The following is a 21,238-nucleotide window of genomic DNA, read 5'->3' on the forward strand; positions in this document are numbered from 1 at the left end:
GCAAGCCTCCTCCCACATTTGATTGCATTTCAAATCAGACCGGTTGCAGCTTCTGCTCGAACACTGAGACCCCATCCAGATCCCGCAGGATGACGGTCAGCTCCGCCGTCTGCCCATCAATCTGCACCTCGCCAAAAAACTGAAACCCGGCAAACGGCGAGGTGTTTTGCGCAGGCGGCGCCTTCTCGAAAACCACCTCTGGCCCAAACGTCTTGTCCAGTGGGTTCGGCCCAAAACTTCCCGCATTCAAAGGCCCGGCAACAAACTCCCAGAACGGCTCAAAATCCTGAAACGCCGCACGGTCCGGGTGGTAGTGATGCGCCGCGCAGTAATGCACATCCGCCGTCAGCCATACATGGTTGCGCACCTGCTGCGCGCGCAAAAACCCTAACAGCTCGGCAATTTCCAGCTCGCGGCCTTGCGCGGGGCCAGGGTCGCCGTTAGCAATAGCTTCCCAGCGCGGCACGCCGGGGCTGACCTCGCCGTCGGGCACGCCAAGGCCGATAGGCATGTCGGCGGCGATGACTTTCCACTGTGCCTGAGAGGCCTTGAGTTCGCGCTTGAGCCAGTCCAGTTGCTCACGGCCCATGAAAGGCTTTTCGCCGCCCAGGTTATCGTCGTTGGGGCCACGGTAGCTGCGCATATCGAGCACGAACACATCCAGCAACGGGCCATAGCTGAGCTTGCGGTAAATACGCCCGCCGCCATCGGCGCTTTGCCGACGCATCGGTGAATACTCAAGCCAGGCTTGACGTGCGCGTCCGACCAAGGTGTTGATGTCCTTGGTCTGATAACGCTCATCCAATGGCTTGCTCGGCGACCAGTTATTCACCACCTCGTGATCATCCCACTGCCAGATCTGCGGCACCTCGGCGTTGAAGCGGCGCACATTTTCGTCGAGCAGGTTGTAGCGGTAATTGCCGCGATATTCATCCAGGGTTTCAGCGACTTTACTCTTGGCTTCGGTGGTGATATTGCGCCAGATGCGACCGTCTTCAACGGTCAGCTGCGCCGGCACCGGGCCGTCGGCGTAGATGGTGTCGCCACTGTGAATAAAGAAGTCCGGCAGGCGCAGGCGCATGGCTTCGTAGATGCGCATGCCACCGATGTCCGGATTGATGCCGAAGCCCTGGCCGACGGTGTCGCCACTCCATACAAAACGGATATCGCGGCGCTGTTGCGGCACACTGCGCAAGTGACCGAACCACGGCTCGCTGGCAACGCCGGTCTGGGCGTCTTCAAAGTGCACACGATAGAAAATCGCCTGATCAACCGGCAGCCCGGTGAGTTCGACGCGGGCGGTAAAATCGGTACGGCTGTCTGCCAGCGGCGAGATGAACTTGCGCGGGTTGCTGAACACACTGCGAGTGTCCCACTCCACCACCATCTTCGCCGGGCGGTCACTGCGGCTCCAGATCATCGCACGGTCGCCGAGCACGTCACCGGACTGCACGCCGTCGGTGAGTTGCGGGCGGTCTTTGACCGACGCAATGACCGCAGGCGCGAGCCCCGGCAGCAACAGACCGGCGCCAACGGCTTGCATCACACGGCGACGGCCGAGATCGAAGTGGCTCATGCAGGTGCCCTCTGAAATATCAAAAGGGACACTTAACCACGCGAGGATGAAGCATAGATGACACGCCAACTCAGCAACCATGGAGATCCAAATGTGGGAGGGGGCTTGCTCCCGATGGCAGTGGGTCAGCCAATAGATGTGCTGGCTGACACTGCGCTATCCAGAGCCCCCCTTCCACATTTTGAATCGCGTCAGGCCTTGGCTGAGGTAACCGCCAGCTCCACCGCTTCCGGGCGCTTGATCAGCGCATAGACCAAACCGGTCAACAGGCTGCCGGCGACAATCGCCAGCAAATACAGCAGCGCATGGTTCATCGTGTTCGGGATGACCAGGACAAACAGGCCGCCATGGGGGGCGGCAAGTTTGCAACCAAAGTACATCGACAATGCGCCGGTCAAGGCGCCACCGGCGATACTCGCCGGAATCACCCGCAGCGGGTCCTTGGCGGCAAAGGGGATAGCGCCTTCGGAGATAAAGACCATCCCAAGAATCATGGCAGCCTTGCCCGCCTCCCGCTCGGTCTGGGCGAACTTGTGTCGCGCCAGCAAGGTGGCGATGCCCATACCGATCGGCGGCACCATACCGGCCGCCATCGTCGCGGCAATCGGCGCACCACTATGCGCCGCCAGCATCCCGACAGAAAACGCATAGGCCGCCTTGTTGACCGGGCCACCGAGATCGACACACATCATGCCGCCCAAGAGGATACCCAGCAGAACTGCATTGGTAGATCCCATCGTGCTGAGGAAATTGGTCAGGCCCACGAGCATCCGTGCAACGGGCGGCCCGATCAGGTAAATCATCGCCAACCCGGTAAACAGGCTAGCCAGCAAAGGAATGATCAAAATCGGCTTGAGAGCATCCAGGCTTTGCGGCAATTTCACCGCGCGCGAAATCAGCTTCACGCAGTAGCCGGCCAGGAACCCGGCGAAGATCCCACCGATAAACCCGGCGCCCAACGTTGTCGCCAGCAGGCCTCCGATCATTCCAGGTGCCAAGGCGGGCCGGTCGGCAATCGAGTAAGCGATGTAGCCCGCCAGCAGCGGCACCATCAACATAAAGGCCTGGTCGCCAACGGCTCTGAGCGCAGCGGCCAAGGTGCCTTTTTCTTCAAACGCATGAATACCGAACACAAACGACAACGCGATCAACAAACCGCCCGCCACCACCATCGGCAACATGAACGACACGCCGGTGAGCAGGTGTTTGTACACGCCGGTTTTTTCCGGTTTCTTTGCGACCGCGCCACTCGCGGTACTTTCCACCGCGCCCTCGGCCAAGGCCGAGTTGAGGGTCGCTTCGGCTTGCTTGAGGGCAATACCGGTGCCGCAACGGTAAATCTTCTTACCGGCGAAGCGCTCGGTGGCAACTTCAATGTCAGCCGCCAGCAACACCACGTCGGCATTGGCGATGGCCTCCGGGCTTAGTGGCGTGCGCGCGCCGACCGAGCCTTGCGTCTCAACCTGTAAGTCATAGCCCAGACGCTTGGCGGTTTGCTGCAAGGCTTCGGCAGCCATGAAGGTGTGAGCAACACCCGTCGGGCAGGCGGTGATCGCCACGATACGCGGCGCGTTTTTAACCGGTTGCGCAGTCGCCACATAGACGGCAGCCTCTTCGGCGCCACGGCGCAATACCGCCTCGACATCCGCCAGCGCCTGCGCCGGCGTGCTCTGGAACACACGTTTGCCGACAAAGCGCTGCATGTCCACCGGCGTGCTGCTGACCAGCAACACCCATTCGGCTTCATCAAGCGTGGCCTGGGACAACTGGCGCTCCGGGCGCTGCACGTCCACCACTTCCACGCTGGTGCGCAAGCCTTGGCGTTGTGCAGCTGCGTCCAACAAGCGGGCGCACAGCACACTGGTGACCATGCCGTTCGGGCAGGCAGTAACAATGGCTAACTTCATCACAAACCCTCTTATTGTTCTGTCAGCGCGCGCACATGGACGCCGCTTTCGAGACGCGCCAACTGCGCGTCATCGCTGATACCAAAACCGATCTGCGTGACGGCCATCGCGGCGATCGCGGTAGCGCGGCGCAAGGTGGTTTCCGGCAGATCAGCACTGAGCAAACCGTGGAGCATCCCGGCCAGCAACGAGTCGCCCGCGCCCACCGTGCTGGCGACGCTGACCTTGGGCGGCGTGGCGTGCAGCGCGGTGCCCGGACTGAACCAGTTCACACCGTCGGCGCCGTGGGAGATCACCACGTGCTCCACGCCCTGGGCGTGCAAACGCTCGGCGGCCAGGGCCTGTTGCGCGATGGAGTCAGTGGGGCAATCCAAGGCCTCAGCCAGCTCTTCAGTGTTGGGTTTTATCAACCACGGCCCTGCCTGCAAACCGGCGCGCAAGGCTTCGCCACTGGTGTCGAGGACGACTTTCAAACCGAGGGATTTAAGCTCCACCAGCAATGCCTGAAACCACTGCGCGCTGACGCCACGCGGCAAGCTGCCGGCGACCACCACCACATCGAATTCAGGACCGATTACCGCCAGTAGCCTCAGCAATTCTTTTTGCGCTTGCTCACTCACCAACGGCCCCGGCGCATTGATGTCGGTGACCCGGCCGTCCTGTTCGGCAATCTTGATATTGCTACGGGTTTCGCCCGGCACGCGAATGAACGCGTCGCCAAACCCACGGCTGGCGATCAGGGCATCGAAAGCCTCGGGGTTTGCGGCGCCGAGAAAACCGCCCACGCTCACGTGATGGCCGAGATCGGCCAGCACCTGCGCCACATTCACACCCTTGCCGGCCGCATGGGTCAACAGGGTTTCGCTGCGGTTGACTTCACCCGGCTCCAGGTGTGCCAGGCGTACCGTGAGGTCCAACGCCGGATTCAGCGTCAGGGTCAGAATCTTCGCCATTTACACGGCCTCCACTAAAGCTCGCACTTCGGCGGGCGAACCCACCGCAAGGGCTTTTTGCGCCAAGCCCTGGGCCTCGCTCAGACTGAATTCGCGCACCCGCGCCTTCACTTCAGGAATGCTGCGGGCTGACACGCTCAACTCATCCACGCCCAGGCCGATCAACACCGGCACCGCCAGCGGGTCCGCCGCCAACTCGCCGCACACCCCAACCCATTTGCCATGGGCGTGGGCCGCGCGCACGGTGATATCGATCAGTTGCAGCACCGCCGGGTGCAGGCCGTCGGCCTGGGCCGACAGCGTCGGGTGGCCACGGTCGATGGCCAGGGTGTACTGGGTCAGGTCGTTAGTGCCGACGCTGAAAAAGTCGACTTCCTTGGCCAATACCGGCGCGAGCAAGGCGGCGGAAGGCACCTCGATCATGATCCCAAGTTGCAAGTCGGCCACCGGGATTTCCAGGCGCAGGCGCTCGGTCATGTCACGGGCCGCGCGCCATTCATCGACGCTGCCGACCATGGGAAACATGATGCGCAGCGGCCGGTTATCCGCCGATCGCAGCAGCGCGCGCAGTTGGGCTTCCATGATCTGCGGGCGTTGCAACGTCAGGCGAATACCGCGCACGCCAAGGAAGGGATTTTCTTCCTCGGCGATCGGCCAATACGGCAGAGGTTTGTCGCCACCCACGTCGAGGGTGCGCACCACCAGCGGGCGACCGTCGAGGCCATCAAGCACGCGGCGGTATTCGGCTTCTTGGGTGGCCTCATCCGGCGCTTGCGGGTGAGCCATGAAAATCAGTTCGGTACGCAGCAGGCCGATACCTTCAGCGCCCTGCTCCACCGCGCTGGCCACACCGGCGCTTTCGCCGATGTTGGCGAACACTTCTACCGCATGGCCATCGCGGGTCAGCGCCGGTTCGTGGCGCTGGGCCGAGGCGGCTTGCAGGCGTTGCTCGCGGGTGTCACGCTCGACGGTGGCGCGTTGCAGGACGGCGGCGTCGGGGTCGACATGCAAGCGACCACGCTGGCCGTCGAGCAGCAACGGCGTGCCAGACGCTAGCAGCAACACCGCCGCACCTGCGCCTACCAACGCGGGAATACCCAAGGCTCGCGCGACAATGGCGCTGTGCGCCGTGGCGCCACCACGCGCGGTGAGGATGCCGGCGACACGGGCCGGGTCCAGGCGTGCAACGTCAGAGGGGCCGACCTCGTCCATCACCAGGATGTAAGGCTCGCTCGGCTCCTCGGCGGTGTCGATGCCGCACAGTTGGGCCAGCACACGGCGGCCAATGTCGCGCAGGTCCGCGGCGCGCTCGGCGAGCAAGGCATCCTGCAGTGACTCCTGCTGCTTGGCGGCGGCTTCGATCACACTCATCCATGCCGCTTGGGCGCTCTCGCCTTGTTTGAGGCGCGTGTCGACTTCGTCGGTCAGCTCCGGGTCGTCGAGCATTTCTTGGTGGGTGATGAAAATCTCGCGGATGGCTTTGGCCTGGCTGCGTTCAATCAGGCCTTGGATATCGAGGCGCACATCGGCCAGGGCGCTCTGCAGGCGCTGGCGCTCAATGGCTGAGGACTCACCGCGAAGGGGGTAATCGAACACGTGCTGAATCTGGATATGCGCAGGCCCGACGGCAATGCCCGGTGCGGCAGCGATGGCCTGGACCTGGCTGCCTGCTGCGGGCGCGCTGATCACCGGTTCGATGTCGACGCTGGCGGGCTGGGCACTCACGGCGGGCAGCGGCTTGACCTCTTCGCCGAGGCCAGCCTCTACCGCAGCCAACAGAGCGGGCAGCGCATCACCCGCAATCGTCGGCTCAGCGACAAACTCCAGCACCTGGCCGCGACGGGCGCCAAGGCTGAGTAACTTGCTCAGGCTTTTCACCGACACGGCGCCCACCGGGCCATCGACGATGCGTACGCGGATATCGCCGTCAAAACTTTTCGCCAATTGCGCGAGGATTTTCGCCGGGCGTGCATGCAGGCCATGGGCATTGGCCAGAGTGATGCACGCGCTCGGCCAGTCGGGCGGCAGTTCGCCGCCGAGTACTTCAAGCACCGCGCGACTGCTGGTGGCGCGACCCAATTCCTGGCCGCGACCTTCAATCAACAAAGCGCATAGGCGTTCGAGCAAGATCTGGTGCGCTTCGCCGAGGCTGGCCAAACAAAACAAACCGTTGAGGGGCTGGCCGAGGTAGCGCATCGGTTTGTCCGGCGTCACAAACGCAAGACCCGGGCGCTTTACCGTCTGCTCGCTGTGCAGCCACCAAAGGCCGTCGCCCAGGGGCAGCGCGTCAACTTGCTGCAATACAGCGGCAAAGCCGTTGCTCACACAGTCGGCCTGGCGCAGCAGACGCGCACCGCGCCATACCAGCTCTTCAAAATCATCGGCGGACACGCCCAGGCTGATCATCTGCGCATCCAGCGCCAGTTCCTGCGGCGCACCTTGCAACAGTTTCAGCAACGCTTCAGCGGAGCTGGCACGGCGCAGGGCCTGGCCCAGGTCCGTCTCACCGAGGGCACGGGTGAGCAGTTGCAACAGGCGCAGGTGTTCATCGGATTTGGCCGCAATGCCGATAGCCAGGTAGACGATCTGGCCGTCCCCCCAGTCCACCCCTTCGGGGAACTGCAGCAGGCGCACTCCGGTGGAAAAGACCTGGTCACGGGTTTCTGGGGTGCCATGAGGGATAGCAATACCTTGGCCGAGAAAGGTCGAGCCTTGGGCTTCACGGGCTTGCAAACCACTGAGGTAGCCCTCGGCAACCAGGCCGTCGGCCGCCAGTTTGTCAGCGAGCAGGTGCAAGGCAGCAGATTTATCCACAGCCATCTGGCCCATGGATATCTGCTCTACAGTGAGCTCAAGCATGCCGTTCTCCTAGTTAGTGCGGTGTGCGCACTAGGTATTGTTTTAAATAAATCAGCGCAGGATGTTCAAAAATACTGACTGAGCGGTCAATTGGCAGTAGTCACTCAGCGCCGAACATCGCAAAAATACGCCTGCTGAAACGTTTAATCTAGATTTTATGGCAGATTACGCGCTAATTATGCAAGCTTGAAGGGCCACTCGGCGCTTGAGCTCAGACAATAGTCGTGTGCAGGAATCGGTTACGATTGGACAAAATGTCGGGGCAAGCTCGAAAAAACAAGGAAATCCCGGTTTGAAACTCAGTGATATCGCACGTCTGGCCGGTGTGTCCGTGACCACCGCAAGCTACGTCATCAATGGCAAGGCCGCACAGCAACGCATCAGCCAGGCAACCGTCGAGCGCGTGCGTGGCGTGGTCCAAGCCCATGGTTTTACCCCAAACCCCCAGGCGGCCGGGCTGCGCAGTCGGCATACGCGCACCTTGGGTTTCATCCTGCCAGACCTGGAAAACCCCAGTTACGCACGAATCGCCAAGCTGTTGGAACAAGGTGCACGAGCACGCGGCTATCAGCTACTGATCGCCAGTTCTGACGATGAGGCGCAGAGCGAGCGCCAGTTGTTGCAACTGTTCCGCGCACGGCGCTGCGATGCACTGTTTGTTGCCAGTTGCCTGCCGGCCAGCGATGACAGCTACCGCGAGCTGCAAGCCAAGGGCCTGCCGGTGATTGCCATTGACCGGGTGATGGAGTCTGAGCAGTTCTGCTCAGTGGTCAGCGACGACCGCCAGGCCTGCCAACAACTGACCAGCAGCCTGCTGCAACCGGTGCCCAAGCAGATCGCACTGATAGGTGCACGGCCCGAGCTGAGCATCAGCCAGGAGCGTGCTGCCGGTTTCCGCGAAGCCCTGCAAGGGTTCACCGGTGACGTCATCATCGAAGAGGGTGAAGCCTTCAGCCGTGACTGCGGCCGACAGCTGATGGAGCAACTTCTCCAGCAACTGGGGCATTTGCCTGACGCACTGGTGACCACCTCCTACGTGCTGCTGCAAGGCGTGTTTGACGCGCTGCACGACTTCCCGCTCAAATCCCGACCGCTGCGCCTGGGCACCTTTGGTGACACCCAATTGCTGGATTTCCTGCCGTTGCCAGTCAACGCCATGGCCCAGCAACATCAGCTGATTGCCGACACCGCGCTGCGCCTGGCGCTGGCCGCCATCGAAGAAGAACAGTACCAACCGGGCGTGCATGCCATCGGCCGGACCTTCAAGCAGCGTATTCACGAGGCTTGAGCGTGGAACTGATCGACACCCACACCCACCTGGACTTCCCGGACTTCAACATTGATCGCCGAGAAGTGCTGGCGCACAGCCGTCAACTCGGCGTGCAACGCATGGTGGTGTTGGGGGTGTATCAGCAAAATTGGCAACGGTTGTGGGATCTGGTGCAGGCAGATGAAGACTTGTTCGCCGCCTTCGGCCTGCATCCGGTGTACCTCGATGAGCATCGCCCCACCGACCTGAGCGAGTTGGGCGATTGGCTTTCGCGCCTGCACGGTCACCGCCAACTGTGCGCCGTCGGCGAAATCGGCCTGGACTACTTTCTCGAACAACTGGACCGTGAGCGCCAGCAACGTCTGTTTGAGGCCCAGTTGAGACTGGCGGTGGACTTCCAGCTCCCGGCACTGCTGCACGTGCGCCGCAGTCACGCGGCGGTGATCGCGATGCTCAAGCGCATTCGACTGCCGCGCGGCGGAATCATCCATGCGTTCGCCGGCAGCGTTGAAGAGGCTCGCGAGTACATCAAGCTCGGGTTCAAACTGGGCCTGGGCGGTGCGGCTACCTGGCCTCAGGCATTGCGCATGCACAAGGTGCTCGCCCAATTGCCCCTTGAGGCGGTAGTGCTGGAAACCGACTCGCCGGATATGGCGCCCGTCATGTACCCAGGCCAGCGCAACAGCCCGCAACACTTGCCGGACATCTGCAGCGCCTTGGCCGAACGCATGGGCATAAGCGCCTTATTATTGGCCGAGGCGAGCACACGCAATGCGTGCGAGGTGTTCAATTGGTAGCGGGTTGACTGCTTGCAAGTTTAACGTCAGCCGCCGCCGGTAACGGGCATAACGCAACACCAGGAAGTGCACCAGCACCACCACCAGTGAAACATTGAGTTGCCCGATCACGCTGAGCAACCCTAGCCACTCGGCCACCATCGCCACGATCAGCACCGCACACGTCATGACCATCATGCTCGGGTGCACCATGCCCCAGTGATCCAGCGACTTAAATTGGCGCAGCTGCCTGGGACAGCTCAACTGCAGGGTTTTCCGGCAGTACGGGCAACCAAACGGCTCATCAATAGCAATGGCGTTCAACTGCCAAGGCTTGAGTTCAAACGTGATGTCGCAATGGGCGCAATGCCCTTTGATGCCGATAAAAACGCTCATCGTTGTGCCTCCTTGGACCGGGACGAGTTGAAACAAATTCTCACCCATTCCGGCACTGAAAAAAGACACACACGGAAATCAAGACAGGCACCACGCCCAGCGAAGACTAAATCCTACGCGCCGACCCTACACACGAAACGCCCCGATCAATTGCTTCAACTCGATGACCTGCGCCGACAGCAGCCGGCTGGCCGTTTCGGTCTGATACGCGCCCTGGGCTGCATGTTCACCGGCACGGTTAATGGCGACGATATTCTGGTCGATATCGTGGGCGACGGCAGTTTGCTGCTCCACGGCAGCGGCGATCTGCTGGTTCTGATCGACGATCATGCCGACCGCACCGAGGATATTTTCCAGCGCCTGTTGGACCTTTTCCGACTGCCCCACGGTGCCATTCGCCATGGCATGACTGGTGCCCATGGCCTTTACCGCGGCATCGACACCACTGTGCAATCGGCTGATCATCTGTTCGATTTCTTCAGTGGAATGCTGGGTACGCCGGGCCAGGGTGCGCACCTCATCAGCGACCACCGCAAAACCACGGCCCTGCTCACCGGCACGTGCCGCCTCAATCGCTGCATTCAGCGCGAGCAGGTTGGTTTGTTCGGCGATGCTCTTGATCACTTCCAGCACGCTACTGATCGACTGGCTGTCAGTGGCCAACTGGTTAATGACCCGCACCGACTCATCGATTTCCGAGGCCAAGCGCGCAATGCTGCCTTGCTGGGATTGCACCAAGCCACGGCCGCTGACGGTTTCATCATTGACGCTATGGGCACTGCTGACCGCTGCCGCCGCGCTGCGCGCCACTTCCTGAGCCGTGGAAGACATCTGGTTCATCGCCGTGGCCACCTGCTCGATCTGACTGCGCTGCCCACAAACCGCCTGATTGCTCTGGACCGACACCGCCTGCACCTGGCCGGCTTGCAACTCGACCTGACTGACGGTGTGGCCGACGCGTTCGATCAGGTCGTGAATTTTGGCTACGGTGCCGTTGAACACTTGCCCCAAATCCCCCAGCTCATCGCGGCTGTGCGCAACGAAGGTGACGGTCATATCACCGGCCGCGACTTTGCCCATCATCGCACCCAGGCGGCGCAAGGTTGTGCGGGTCGAAGCATAGAAACCCGCGTACAAGTAGAAGATCAGTAAAAAGACCGCCGCCAAGGCTGAGACCAGCGCCACTATGTGCGTACGGTTTTGGCTCAGGCGCTGCTCAAGTTGCTGCTTGAGGAAGGTCAAGGTGGCTTCATCGAGCTGGTAGGTCTGGGCCATCAGCGTGCTGACGTCTTCGTAGAAAGCCTGCCAGGGAGCATCGAGGGTTTGCGCCATGACGACCTGCTCTTCAAACACATCACTGGCTTGCTTGAGGCTCGCACTGCTGGCCTTGGCCAGGTTATCGAGCGCCGTATGCGCAGCGTTGCTGGCGCCCAGTGCATCCTGCAATTTCAACGCGTACTCAGCCTGGAGTTTTTCCAACTGCTGCAGCAGTTCATCAAAGCGTGTGCTGGAGGATGAATTGAGAAAGCCTTGGCCCAGGGAATACGCCCCCATAGCGCGCCCTTCGCCCATGGTTTGAGTGACGTGAGGGGTTACGCGGGTGACCAGCTCACTGAGTTGGCGCAAATCACTCTGGGCTTCGCGGCTCAAACCGGACTGGCTGGCGATGATCAGGCTAAGCATCTGGGCTTGATTGAGCAACTTGCCGATCAGCGCGCTTTTGCTTAGCAGCGAGGTTTCCTGTTGCTGGGCCTTGAACGCAGCGATCATTTCGTCGCGCTTGCCGTCGAACGCGTTGACCTGCTCAGGGTCGAGGGCCAACGCGTTGAGCGCTTGCAGGCGGCTTAGCACACTCTGCTCCAAGGCGCTGATCTTGCTCTCCAGGTCACCGGCCTTACCGGACTGGCCAAGTACCGCGTTGATCTGTACCTGATTGTTGAGGGTTTCCAGGTCACGGCGCAGCACCAGGCTGCTGCCGAGCAGATCAAGGCTTTGCAGTTCGACCCGAGTGCCCTGGAATTCAGACCAGGAATCACGCACCAGGAAATAGTTGGTCACCAGCATCGGCAGCAGGAACAGCACGCTGATCAGGCTGAATTTCATACCGAAACTCAGGCGGTTCATCAGCGCGACGGCGGGATAGAGCAAGCTCTTCACAGGTGAACTCCCTTTCTATTATTTTTATTGAGGCGCAAGGGGCGCGGCAGAAAGCCACTATTTGGCGCTCTGCCTGTATAGCTCAATTCGAAAGGGAGTTTTGTAACATAAGGTTAATGGCCGGTGATGAGCAGGCTTGTTGTGGCGAAGGAGCAAGCGCCCTCGTCACACAAACCCGAACTTCTTGCTGGCTACGGCAACACCGTCCAGATCGCAAACCCGGCGTACCACAGCACCGCCGCACGCAGCAGCAGTTCCCACAGGCGATCAAGGCTGTTGATGCCGTCCGCCCCCACCAACGGCGGTGGTATTTCAGCCGCCACCAGACCTACTTTTTCCATCAACTGTGCAGCGCTGATGTCCCAGCTCAACAGCTCATGCAGCATCACTCGGCTGACCGCGACAAAGTTACCCACCAAAGCAAAACTCGCCGCCAGCAGGCGTACCGGTAGCCAGTCAAACGCATGGCGCATCTGCCCGGCACGCTCGGCAACCAACGGGTTCTGGCTATGCTCGCTGGCCAACGCCAACAGGCGATAAGCCAGTGCAGCGACCGGGCCCAGCAGGAAGTACCAGAAAATCACCGCGAAAAAGCTTTGATAAGCCTGCCAGAGCAGATGGCCTTGCACGCGCTCCAGCAACTGCTCGCCACTGTCGGCCGCAATCTTCAGATCACGCTCGGCCACGTGTTTCGCCGCTTGCAGGTCGCCGCGTCGCCACGCATCGCGAAACGGCCCGAGCCCAGCCAACAAGTCGCCTCGCCCCAGGCTATAAATCACCACCAGCAAGTGCACCGGGAGCGCCAGCAAACCATAAGCCACCGGCTCCAGTACCAACAGCAACAGCGCGAGCAGGGCCACCGGCAACAACACCAGCAGCACGAGAATCAACCAAGGCTGCTTGCCCATGCGCGGGCTCGATTCCAGCTTGGCCAGCTCACGCAGCCATCCACCGTCACGCTGCAACCGCCGACGCAGGGCCGAAAACTTCTCGATCCAGACCGCCAGTACTAACACCAGAAAACTCATCGTGCGTGTCCTCCATCCTGCAGGGCGCTGCGAAAGCGCGTCCAATCAAAAGCCGGGCCCGGGTCAGTCTTGCGTCCCGGGGCGATATCACTATGGCCACAAATTCGCTGCAGGGTAATGTCCGAGTAAGCCGTCAGCAGCTGGCGCGTCAGGTCGATCAGCGATGCATATTGGGCTTCGGTAAACGGTAGCTCGTCCGTCCCTTCCAGCTCGATGCCAAGGGAAAAATCGTTGCAGACCTCGCGCCCCTCAAAACTGGATATCCCGGCATGCCAGGCGCGGTCCAGGCACGATACAAATTGCGTCACGGTGCCGTCACGCTCAATCAGAAAATGCGCAGACACGCGTAGATCGGCAATGCCTTCATAGTAGGGATGTTCCGTGACATCCAGACGATTCTGAAAGAACTCATGCACCTTGCCAGTGGCAAACTGCGCCGGCGGCAAACTGATGTTATGCACCACCAACAGTGAGATTTCGCCTGCGGGGCGCTCGTTATGGTTGGGCGAAGGGCAATGACGAATGCCCTGGCACCAACCGCTGGTGGGGTCCAACTGCATACAGGTTCCTTGAGTGAGACGAGGTATTACCAGTATGCCGCGTTCAGCCCTGCGGTTGCGATCACTTGCCGCGATTGAGTTGACGCAGGTTGCCAACCACACACGCCAGCGCACGGTCGAACAACAGCCTATCGTCCAAGGTGCGCAGCGCGCCGTGCTTGAACGCCATCGCTAATTGGTCAGCCGTTTTCTCCAGGACTTTGAGCCCTGTGCGGCTGACAAAAATATAGCTATTGGCTGGCGCCATGATCGCTGTCAGTTTGCACCGCAGGCAGGTGCCTTCGTCTTGCTGGAATTCAAACCAGCCGCCGATACGCAGTTGGTGAGCCTTGAGCAGGTCCGGGTCATCGTGCGGCAGGCTTTCCATAGCATCAGGTAACCCGGCACTGAATGAAAAGGGTTCGCGCACTGTGATCGGCGTGTCGGTGCTCTCGCCTTCGGCAGTCTGAAGATGCATGGCCTGCAAGCGTACAAAAAACTCACGCGTGCTGAAGGAATCGAACGCCGCACTGGTCAAGCCGTTGCGCAATGCAGTGAGCAGCCCAGGCAGTTGCTCCAGCAAGTGTCGGCCAGCTTCTGTGTCTTTCTGCAGGCCCACGCTCCAGATCAACTCGTCCATGGTGCGCACCGCCGCCTGCGACTGCACCGACTGTTCGCCGTGCTTGAGGCTGGCCAACAACAGCACCTGGCTCCAGGCCTGCTGTAGGAACTGCACCACCGATTGCGGTAATACCTTGCCCATTAACCGTCGATTGAGCAGGTCGGCTACACGCTCACGAGCGGCTTGCGTACGCACCCGCCCTTCTTCGGCCTCACGGGTGTGCTGTTCAAGCAGCTCGCTACGGCGACGCTCATCGCCGGTAAACGCGGTGAACTGCGCCAGCAATTGAGAAAAAATCGTCGGGTCTTCGACGAAGTCATTCAGTAAACATTGCACCACCTGCTCAATCTGCAGGTACAGGCTGTCACGCTGGTAGTCAGCGTGTGGGCTCCAGCCCATGGCGGCAGCGGCCATTTCATTGAGCAGTCGCCGCGCCGGATGGTGGGTACGGCTGAAGAAACTCTTGTCCAGCACCGCGACTTTCAACAGCGGGATCTGCAAGCGGGCGATCAACCCCTTAAAGGCGTCCGGCACGGTGCAGTCGTCGAGGATGAACTCGAACAGCAGGGCAATCAGGTTGATCGCATCCTCATCAGCGTCTTCCACCACGCGGGATTTTCCGCTCTTGACGCTGACTCGGGTCAACAGCTGCCCAAGCTGGTTGCGCAGGTCGAAATCGTCTTCGACCTCAGGCTCCGGCACGTATTGCTGCAGGTGGGAGAGCAAACGCAACAGGTCACGGGGGGCGATGGGTTGCGGGTCGGCGCTGGCCTCCAGGGTGGGCGCTACGCTGCCACGCTCGCCCGCGAGCAACTTTTGCAACGCGGCGAAGGCTTCCTGGCCGTTTTCATCCAACGGCTGGTCGACGCTGGCCTGGCGGCCTTCGTGCCGTTGCTCGTGCGCCGCTCGCTCGCCAGGGCGACGTGACGGTATGGCCTTGAGTTCAGGCAATACGCCGGTGGCAACCAGTAACTGGTTGGCCTCGCCGAACAGTTGATCAGCGTCACTTAGCACATACTTTTCAAAGAGCTTGAGCATGATCAGCTTGACGCGGATCTCTACCCCTAAGCTGCGCCCTGCGCGCAAAAAGAACTCACACAGCAGTGCCGGACCCACCGGGTTTTCGCGTTCATCCAGGGGCTTTTCCAGCAATGTGCTCAATCGCGCGGTCAGTTGCCCCAGCGCCAGGCCATCGCGATGCTGCACCCGGACGAGCATGGCCTCCAGCGCAACGGCTTTTTCGAGATCGTCTTTGGACGTGCCAGGCGTCGCGTCGTAAGACACCACGGGTACCCAGTGCGGATCACCGTGCCCGGTGTGGCCCAGGTTAGCGAACGCTGCGAACAGTTGCTCCATGAACACGCGCTCGAAATTCTTGCGCTTGAGGCGCAGATCACGCATGGCTTCAAAGAAAATGTGATGGTCAGCGTTGCTGCGGGCTTTGTCGGCCATTTCGAACAGGGTGTCGTCGGCATTATCGAACAGCTCCTGCAAGCCTTGCTGCAGTTGTTGGGCAGCCTTGTCGCGAACCTGCAACACCACCACCGGCAGGCGCGCGAGCGGCGATGGCGTGGTCTGTGCCTTACTGATTGGCACCACCTTTTCGTCAATGTGCATCCTGGCCTCCTGAAACGGCGGTGTTGAAGTGGGTAATAACGACTACAGGCCAAAAGGGTGGCTGCAAAACCAATTATCACCAGGACGTCAAAGCTATGACGCCAATTGCAAGGCGCGAGATTATCTTGCAAATGAGGGGAGTTGCGCCAGCAAACTCTGCCGTTGCGCTGTAAATGAATGGGAGCCTGGGTTCAAAGGCGCACAACCCCTATAATCGAGGCACTTTGTTTGTGGAGCCTGTTATGCCGAATCTCCGTCTTGCCGACCTCACCGCCGAAATCGAAGCCAACGTGCGCCGCGCGCTGCTGGAAGACATCGGCAGCGGCGACATCACCGCGCAATTGATCCCGGCCGAACGGCTGGCCAAAGCCACGATCATTACTCGCGAGGCGGCGGTTATCGCCGGAACCGCCTGGGTGGACGCGGTATTCCGCCAGCTCGACCCCAGAGTTGCGGTGCATTGGCAGGTAGCCGACGGTGAGCGCGTCAGCCCTGACCAGGTGCTGTTCCACCTCGAAGGCCCAGCCCGTTCGCTGCTGAGCGGCGAACGCTGCGCGCTGAATTTTCTGCAAATGCTGTCAGGCGTCGCCACGCGCGCTCAGTCGCTGGCAGATTTTGTCGCCACGACCCAGGTCAAGCTGCTGGACACCCGTAAAACCCTGCCGGGCTTACGCCTGGCGCAGAAATACGCAGTAACCTGCGGCGGTTGCCACAACCATCGCATCGGTTTGTATGACGCATTCCTGATCAAGGAAAACCATATCGCCGCGTGCGGCGGCATTGCCCAGGCGATTAAAGCCGCCCACCAGATAGCCCCGGGCAAGCCGGTAGAAATCGAAGTGGAAAGCCTGGATGAACTGCGCGAAGCACTGGCGGCGGGTGCCGACATCATCATGCTCGACGAGTTGAGCCTGGAGGACATGCGTGAGGCAGTGCGCCTGAACGCCGGCAAGGCCAAGCTGGAAGCCAGCGGCGGGATCAATGAAACCACCCTACTGCCCATCGCAGAAACCGGAGTGAACTACATCTCCATTGGCGCGATGACCAAGGATGTGAAGGCAGTGGATTTGTCGATGCGCCTGAGTATCTGAGGCACATAACCAAAAGCCTTGGTGAAGTGCTTGTTGTGGCGAGCGGGCTGGCCACAACAAGCTCGCTGCAGGCTTAGCGCCTAGACCACCAGGTCATTCATCTCGCAATACTCTTCCCATTCGACACCCAGCACCTCGGCGGCCTCTTTGTGCAAGGCCAGCCGTGCGGCTTCGAACGCTTCGGGTGTCGAGGTGTACTTGAGGGTCAGTTCCCAAGGCTGATAGCCCTGGCTTTCGGCCTCATCCTCAAATGCCCACTGGATCTGATCGCGCTGATCATCATCACTCAGGTCCTTGATCTCGTCTTTAAGCTGCGGCGACTCTTCGAGGTATTTTTCGAGCGCTGCTTGGTGCCGAACTTCCTGGGTCATTTCAGTCGTGGTCATGTTGTTCTCTTAGATCGAGGAATGGGGATGCATCTGGGTCATCAAGGTTGCGCAGATACAAAGAGCAGGCGTGAATACCGGCTCATCTGGCCTTCAGAACCATTCTGGGATCATCTGAAAACGTTGCCTTTGAAACAGTGTTGCCTTTGTGCCCGAGACAGGAATCGAACCTGCGACCTTCGCGTTACGAGTGCGCTGCTCTACCAGCTGAGCTACACGGGCGATGGGCTAAAGCTAGCACCGCATTGGGCATGCGGCAACTAACTCGCCTAACGCCCAGCGGCCGTTATGCCCCGTCGGCGCCGCAGCCCTTGGCCACGTACTGCGCGTCGACGTTGGTTGCGCACTTCCAGCCCGTGGTGGCGCTGCGCGTCAACGTGATGGTTTTGCCCAATACGGGCGCAGGCGCATCCAGAATTTCACAACTTATGGAGCCGGTGCCGGTAGCCACATCGCCAGCCACGCTGATCGTGCAATTGGCGGTGGGGCTGGTGCCACCGATCAAGGCCAGGGTCGGCACGGTGCCTTGGTTGAGGGTATCTTCGAAACCGGCCTTCAACGCAGCGATTTCTGCCAACCCCGCGGTGAACTTGGCCTTGGCCTGTTGCTTGGTGTACAGCGGCAAACACACGGTGGCCAAAATGCCGATGATTGCCACGACGATCAACAACTCGATCAAGGTAAAACCTTTCTGACGCATCACATTCACTCTCCAGAGATAGAACCCGTAACAAGGCGCGTCCTACGCCCCGCATTATGCAGCGGCGCCAGTGTACTCATCCGCGAGCGGCCAATCGCGTGCAAGACGCACAATCTGACATTTTATCGTTCGCCACCGACCTGCCCGAATCCGGCACCAGACTAAGCTATAAATCTTCAACGACCTGTGTGCGGAAACGTGAAATGAATGACGCTGCAACGATCTACGCCTGGGAAGGCATCAACCGTAAAGGGCGCAAGGTGTCCGGGCAAAGCGTCGGCCATGATCTGGCGCTGATCAAGGCGCAGTTGCGCCAGCAAGGGATCTGCCCCAGCCGCGTGCGCAAGAAGACCACTCACCTGCCAAGCTTCGCCACGCCGATAAAACCCGCCGATATTGCCTTGTTCACCCGCCAGTTGGCGACATTGCTGAAGGCCGGCATCCCCTTGTTGCAAGCCTTCGACATTATCCGCGAAGGCTTCGACAGCCGACTGATGCGCGAGTTGGTAAAAGGTTTGAAGCAGGAAATCGCCGCCGGCAATAACCTGGCCGCAGCACTGCGCAAACATCCACGCTACTTCGATGACCTGTATTGCAATCTGGTCGCTGCTGGCGAACAGGCCGGTGCCCTGGAAACCCTGCTGGAGCGGGTGGCAGTGCACCTGGAAAAAAGCCAGCAACTCAAGGCGCGAATCAAGAAGGCCATGACCTACCCTCTCGCCGTGATCGTGATCGCATGCCTGGTCAGCAGCGTCCTGCTGATCCATGTGGTGCCGCAGTTTCAGAGCCTCTTTGCCGGCGTCGACGGCAAACTGCCCGGCTTTACCTTGAAGGTGATTGCCTTGTCCGAATTCCTGCAGCAGGCCTGGTGGATGGTCGCACTTGGCGCAGGCGCCACAATTGTCGGGATGCGCCAGGCCTACCGGACATTGCCTGGTTTTCGCCACTGGCTGGACGCCGGTTTGTTGAACGCGCCTCTGGCAGGCACACTGCTGAAAAAATCCGCCGTCGCCCGCTATGCACGCACACTCTCGACGACTTTTGCTGCAGGTGTGCCCTTAGTGCAGGCTCTCGATTCCGTGGCGGGCGCGGTAGGTAATGGGTTGTTCAAAAAGGCGATCGAGCATATGCGTCACGATGTATCCACAGGCATGCAGTTGCATCAATCCATGGCCAGTAAGGGGCTGTTTCCCGGCATGGCGATCCAGATGACGGCGATCGGTGAAGAATCGGGCACCCTGGATACCATGCTGGAAAAAGTCGCCAACCACTATGAGGCCGACGTGGACACCCTGATCGAGAACCTCACCAGCCTTATGGAGCCACTGATTATGGTGGTATTAGGCGGCATCGTCGGCGCCTTGGTCATCGCCATGTACCTGCCGGTGTTCCAGTTGGGGTCCGCATTTTGAGCCTGCTGCTTCAAGAAGAACCGTGGGTGTTTGTCGGGATCGCGCTGGCGCTCGGCCTGATCATCGGCAGTTTCATCAACGTGCTGGCGTGGCGCCTGCCGACGATGCTGCAGCGCGAGTGGCGCGCCCAGGCCCAAGAGGTGCTCGGTTTACCTGCAGACCCAGCAGGCCCCACCTACAACTTGATGCAGCCCAATTCGTGCTGTCCGAGGTGCAACCAGCCCATTCGCCCGTGGGAAAATATCCCGCTGCTCAGCTACCTGCTGCTCAGAGGGCGCTGCGCCCGATGTCATGAGCCGATCAGCGCGCGCTACCCCTTCACGGAGCTTGCCTGCGCGCTGATCTCGGCGACCGTTGCCTGGCAATTCGGCTTCGGCTGGCAAGCCGGCGCAGTGATGGTGCTGAGCTGGGGGTTGCTGGCGATGAGCCTGATCGATGTGGATCATCAACTGCTGCCCGACATTCTGGTGCTGCCGCTGTTATGGCTGGGGTTGATCCTCAACAGTGCCGACGTGCTAGCGACACTGCCCGATGCGCTATGGGGCGCGGTGATCGGTTATATGAGCCTGTGGACGGTGTTCTGGCTATTCAAGATGGTCACCGGCAAGGATGGCATGGGCTATGGCGATTTCAAGTTATTGGCCCTGCTCGGCGCATGGGGCGGCTGGCAGATTCTGCCGATGACGTTGCTGATGTCATCGCTGCTCGGGGTGCTCGCCGGGCTGATCGTGATGCGCTTGCGTAAGCCCCAGGCCTCGATACCCATGCCGTTTGGTCCATGCCTGGCGATTGCCGGCTGGATTGCATTGCTCTGGGGTGGTCAAATAACCGACTTCTATTTGCAGTCTGTCGGTTTCAGATGACCAATTCTGTTGTAACACCTTGGATTCTTGGCCTCACCGGCGGTATCGGCAGCGGTAAAAGCGCGGCTGCCCTGCACTTTATCGACCTGGGCATCGACCTGGTAGACGCTGACCATGCTGCCCGCTGGGTAGTCGAGCCCGGCCGGCCGGCCCTGGCGCAGATCGCCGAGCATTTCGGTACTGGCGTATTGCAGCCCGATGGCCAGTTGGACCGCGCCGCGTTGCGCAAGCTGATCTTTGAAGTACCCGAAGAGCGCCGCTGGCTGGAGACCTTGCTGCACCCGCTGATTGGTGAGGAAATTCGCAGCCACCTGGCGCGCGCGCGGTCGCCATACGCGATTCTGGTGTCGCCGCTACTGATTGAGTCCGGCCAGTACAGCATGACCCAGCGCATCCTGGTGATCGACGTGCCGCAATCACTGCAGATTCAGCGTACCCTGCAGCGCGACGGCATCAGCGAACAGCAGGTGCAGGCGATTCTGAAGGCTCAGTCCAGCCGCGAAGAGCGCCTGAACCATGCCGATGACGTGCTGGTCAATGACCAAGGCCTCGCCTGGCTACACAGCGAGGTCGAGCGACTGCACCATTTTTACCTTACTTTGCGTGGAGGCCGATCATGAGCCAACCTATGACTGTCGACTGCCCAACCTGCGGTGCGCCCGTGGAATGGAAAGCGACCAACCCAAACCGGCCGTTCTGCTCGGACCGTTGCAAACTTATCGACCTGGGCGCCTGGGCGTCGGAAGAACATAAAATCCCGGTCAGCCCGGATGCGGAGGACGACCTGTTCTCCGAAGACCTGCCACCGCGCCACTAAGGCCGCATAAAGGCGTATTCCTGCTGGTCGTCGAGGTTTTCTGCAAGGTATTGCAGCTCGTCGGCCAAGTCTTCGAAACTGCGTACGCCTTTGCTCTGCTGCACTACCGCGCTGAGCATGGCGCGCAGGGTCAAGCCAGGGTCAAAACCGATTTCCTGTGCGGCTTCCTGGCTCCTGCGCAACTCCTGCCTTGCCCATTCGTACACACTCATAATCCAAGCTCCTGGAAGAATTTCGCAGAGCATGGGCCTGTACGGCTACCTGAGATT

At 60.4% G+C, this 21,238-nt stretch carries 19 protein-coding genes, 1 tRNA gene and 1 pseudogene; 7 read left to right on the forward strand and 14 right to left on the reverse strand.

Translation table 11 applies throughout. The features are described from left to right. Window positions 1–34: 34 nt before the first annotated feature. The 4 genes from FW764_RS15330 to ptsP form a co-directional block, all read right to left on the reverse strand. The gene (locus tag FW764_RS15330; protein WP_446434627.1) at window positions 35–1,576 is read right to left on the reverse strand and encodes an alkaline phosphatase D family protein; all 1,542 of its coding nucleotides are present in this window, start codon (window positions 1,574–1,576) and stop codon (window positions 35–37) included. A gap of 191 nt (window positions 1,577–1,767) precedes the next feature. Beyond that, complete coding sequence (locus FW764_RS15335) at window positions 1,768–3,483, reverse strand: fructose-specific PTS transporter subunit EIIC (RefSeq protein WP_446434628.1); 1,716 nt, start codon at window positions 3,481–3,483, stop codon at window positions 1,768–1,770. A gap of 11 nt (window positions 3,484–3,494) precedes the next feature. Further along, a complete protein-coding gene (pfkB, locus tag FW764_RS15340) occupies window positions 3,495–4,436 on the reverse strand; it encodes a 1-phosphofructokinase (protein WP_446434629.1) in 942 nt (313 codons plus the stop codon). Beyond that, complete coding sequence (ptsP, locus tag FW764_RS15345) at window positions 4,437–7,295, reverse strand: phosphoenolpyruvate--protein phosphotransferase (RefSeq protein WP_446434630.1); 2,859 nt, start codon at window positions 7,293–7,295, stop codon at window positions 4,437–4,439. It lies immediately after the preceding gene. 292 nt (window positions 7,296–7,587) lie between these two features. Here ptsP and cra point away from each other — a divergent pair, with 292 nt between their 5' ends. Both cra and FW764_RS15355 read left to right on the forward strand, forming a co-directional pair. Continuing rightward, window positions 7,588–8,583 carry a catabolite repressor/activator gene (cra, locus tag FW764_RS15350; RefSeq protein WP_446434631.1) on the forward strand — a complete coding sequence of 332 codons (996 nt, stop codon included), beginning with the start codon at window positions 7,588–7,590 and terminating at the stop codon, window positions 8,581–8,583. Window positions 8,584–8,585: 2 nt separating this feature from the next. Next, entirely contained in the window at window positions 8,586–9,362 is a 777-nt protein-coding gene (locus tag FW764_RS15355) for a TatD family hydrolase (RefSeq protein WP_446434632.1), read from the forward strand. On the opposite strand, the gene FW764_RS15360 is transcribed toward FW764_RS15355, so the two are convergent. The 6 genes and pseudogenes from FW764_RS15360 to FW764_RS15385 form a co-directional block, all read right to left on the reverse strand. Next, on the reverse strand, window positions 9,312–9,737 hold the full coding sequence (locus tag FW764_RS15360) for a hypothetical protein (RefSeq protein ID WP_446434633.1): 426 nt from the start codon (window positions 9,735–9,737) through the stop codon (window positions 9,312–9,314). The genes FW764_RS15355 and FW764_RS15360 overlap by 51 nt on opposite strands. A 126-nt stretch (window positions 9,738–9,863) precedes the next feature. After that, window positions 9,864–10,577, reverse strand: a complete 714-nt coding sequence (locus tag FW764_RS15365; protein ID WP_446434748.1) for a methyl-accepting chemotaxis protein — start codon at window positions 10,575–10,577, stop codon at window positions 9,864–9,866. Window positions 10,578–10,721: 144 nt separating this feature from the next. Further along, a pseudogene (locus FW764_RS15370) lies at window positions 10,722–11,861 on the reverse strand (HAMP domain-containing protein); the annotation flags it as partial. A 224-nt stretch (window positions 11,862–12,085) separates the two neighbouring features. Further along, on the reverse strand, window positions 12,086–12,922 hold the full coding sequence (gene ampE, locus FW764_RS15375; protein ID WP_446434634.1) for a regulatory signaling modulator protein AmpE: 837 nt from the start codon (window positions 12,920–12,922) through the stop codon (window positions 12,086–12,088). Then, window positions 12,919–13,482 carry a 1,6-anhydro-N-acetylmuramyl-L-alanine amidase AmpD gene (gene ampD, locus FW764_RS15380; RefSeq protein ID WP_446434635.1) on the reverse strand — a complete coding sequence of 188 codons (564 nt, stop codon included), beginning with the start codon at window positions 13,480–13,482 and terminating at the stop codon, window positions 12,919–12,921. Before ampD ends, ampE begins: the two co-directional genes overlap by 4 nt. A 61-nt stretch (window positions 13,483–13,543) precedes the next feature. Continuing rightward, entirely contained in the window at window positions 13,544–15,700 is a 2,157-nt protein-coding gene (locus FW764_RS15385; RefSeq protein ID WP_446434636.1) for a DUF1631 domain-containing protein, read from the reverse strand. A gap of 242 nt (window positions 15,701–15,942) precedes the next feature. On the opposite strand from FW764_RS15385, the gene nadC reads away from it, so the two are divergent. After that, complete coding sequence (nadC, locus tag FW764_RS15390) at window positions 15,943–16,791, forward strand: carboxylating nicotinate-nucleotide diphosphorylase (RefSeq protein WP_083360199.1); 849 nt, start codon at window positions 15,943–15,945, stop codon at window positions 16,789–16,791. An 80-nt stretch (window positions 16,792–16,871) separates the two neighbouring features. Here nadC and FW764_RS15395 read toward each other — a convergent pair whose 3' ends face one another. From FW764_RS15395 to FW764_RS15405, 3 genes are all read right to left on the reverse strand, one after another. Next, window positions 16,872–17,177, reverse strand: a complete 306-nt coding sequence (locus FW764_RS15395) for a DUF6388 family protein (RefSeq protein ID WP_446434637.1) — start codon at window positions 17,175–17,177, stop codon at window positions 16,872–16,874. A gap of 149 nt (window positions 17,178–17,326) precedes the next feature. Further along, a tRNA-Thr gene (locus FW764_RS15400) sits at window positions 17,327–17,399 on the reverse strand. 64 nt (window positions 17,400–17,463) lie between these two features. Beyond that, complete coding sequence (locus tag FW764_RS15405; RefSeq protein ID WP_446434749.1) at window positions 17,464–17,877, reverse strand: pilin; 414 nt, start codon at window positions 17,875–17,877, stop codon at window positions 17,464–17,466. A gap of 203 nt (window positions 17,878–18,080) precedes the next feature. Between FW764_RS15405 and FW764_RS15410 the strand changes: the two genes are divergently transcribed. From FW764_RS15410 to yacG, 4 genes are read left to right on the forward strand one after another with little or no spacing between them, the layout of a single operon-like run. Continuing rightward, window positions 18,081–19,289, forward strand: a complete 1,209-nt coding sequence (locus tag FW764_RS15410) for a type II secretion system F family protein (protein ID WP_446434638.1) — start codon at window positions 18,081–18,083, stop codon at window positions 19,287–19,289. Beyond that, window positions 19,286–20,152 (forward strand): prepilin peptidase, encoded by an 867-nt coding sequence (locus tag FW764_RS15415; protein WP_446434639.1) that lies wholly within the window; start codon window positions 19,286–19,288, stop codon window positions 20,150–20,152. Before FW764_RS15410 ends, FW764_RS15415 begins: the two co-directional genes overlap by 4 nt. Next, complete coding sequence (gene coaE / locus FW764_RS15420; RefSeq protein ID WP_446434640.1) at window positions 20,149–20,772, forward strand: dephospho-CoA kinase; 624 nt, start codon at window positions 20,149–20,151, stop codon at window positions 20,770–20,772. The genes FW764_RS15415 and coaE overlap by 4 nt, the downstream gene beginning before the upstream one ends. Beyond that, window positions 20,769–20,969, forward strand: coding sequence for a DNA gyrase inhibitor YacG (gene yacG, locus FW764_RS15425; RefSeq protein ID WP_083360205.1), 201 nt, complete (start codon window positions 20,769–20,771; stop codon window positions 20,967–20,969). Before coaE ends, yacG begins: the two co-directional genes overlap by 4 nt. Here the strand turns inward: yacG and FW764_RS15430 are convergent. Then, window positions 20,966–21,181 carry a hypothetical protein gene (locus FW764_RS15430; protein WP_446434641.1) on the reverse strand — a complete coding sequence of 72 codons (216 nt, stop codon included), beginning with the start codon at window positions 21,179–21,181 and terminating at the stop codon, window positions 20,966–20,968. The genes yacG and FW764_RS15430 overlap by 4 nt on opposite strands. Between the last annotated feature and the right edge of the window lie 57 nt (window positions 21,182–21,238).

The organism is Pseudomonas sp. 1152_12 (genome assembly GCF_052850675.1).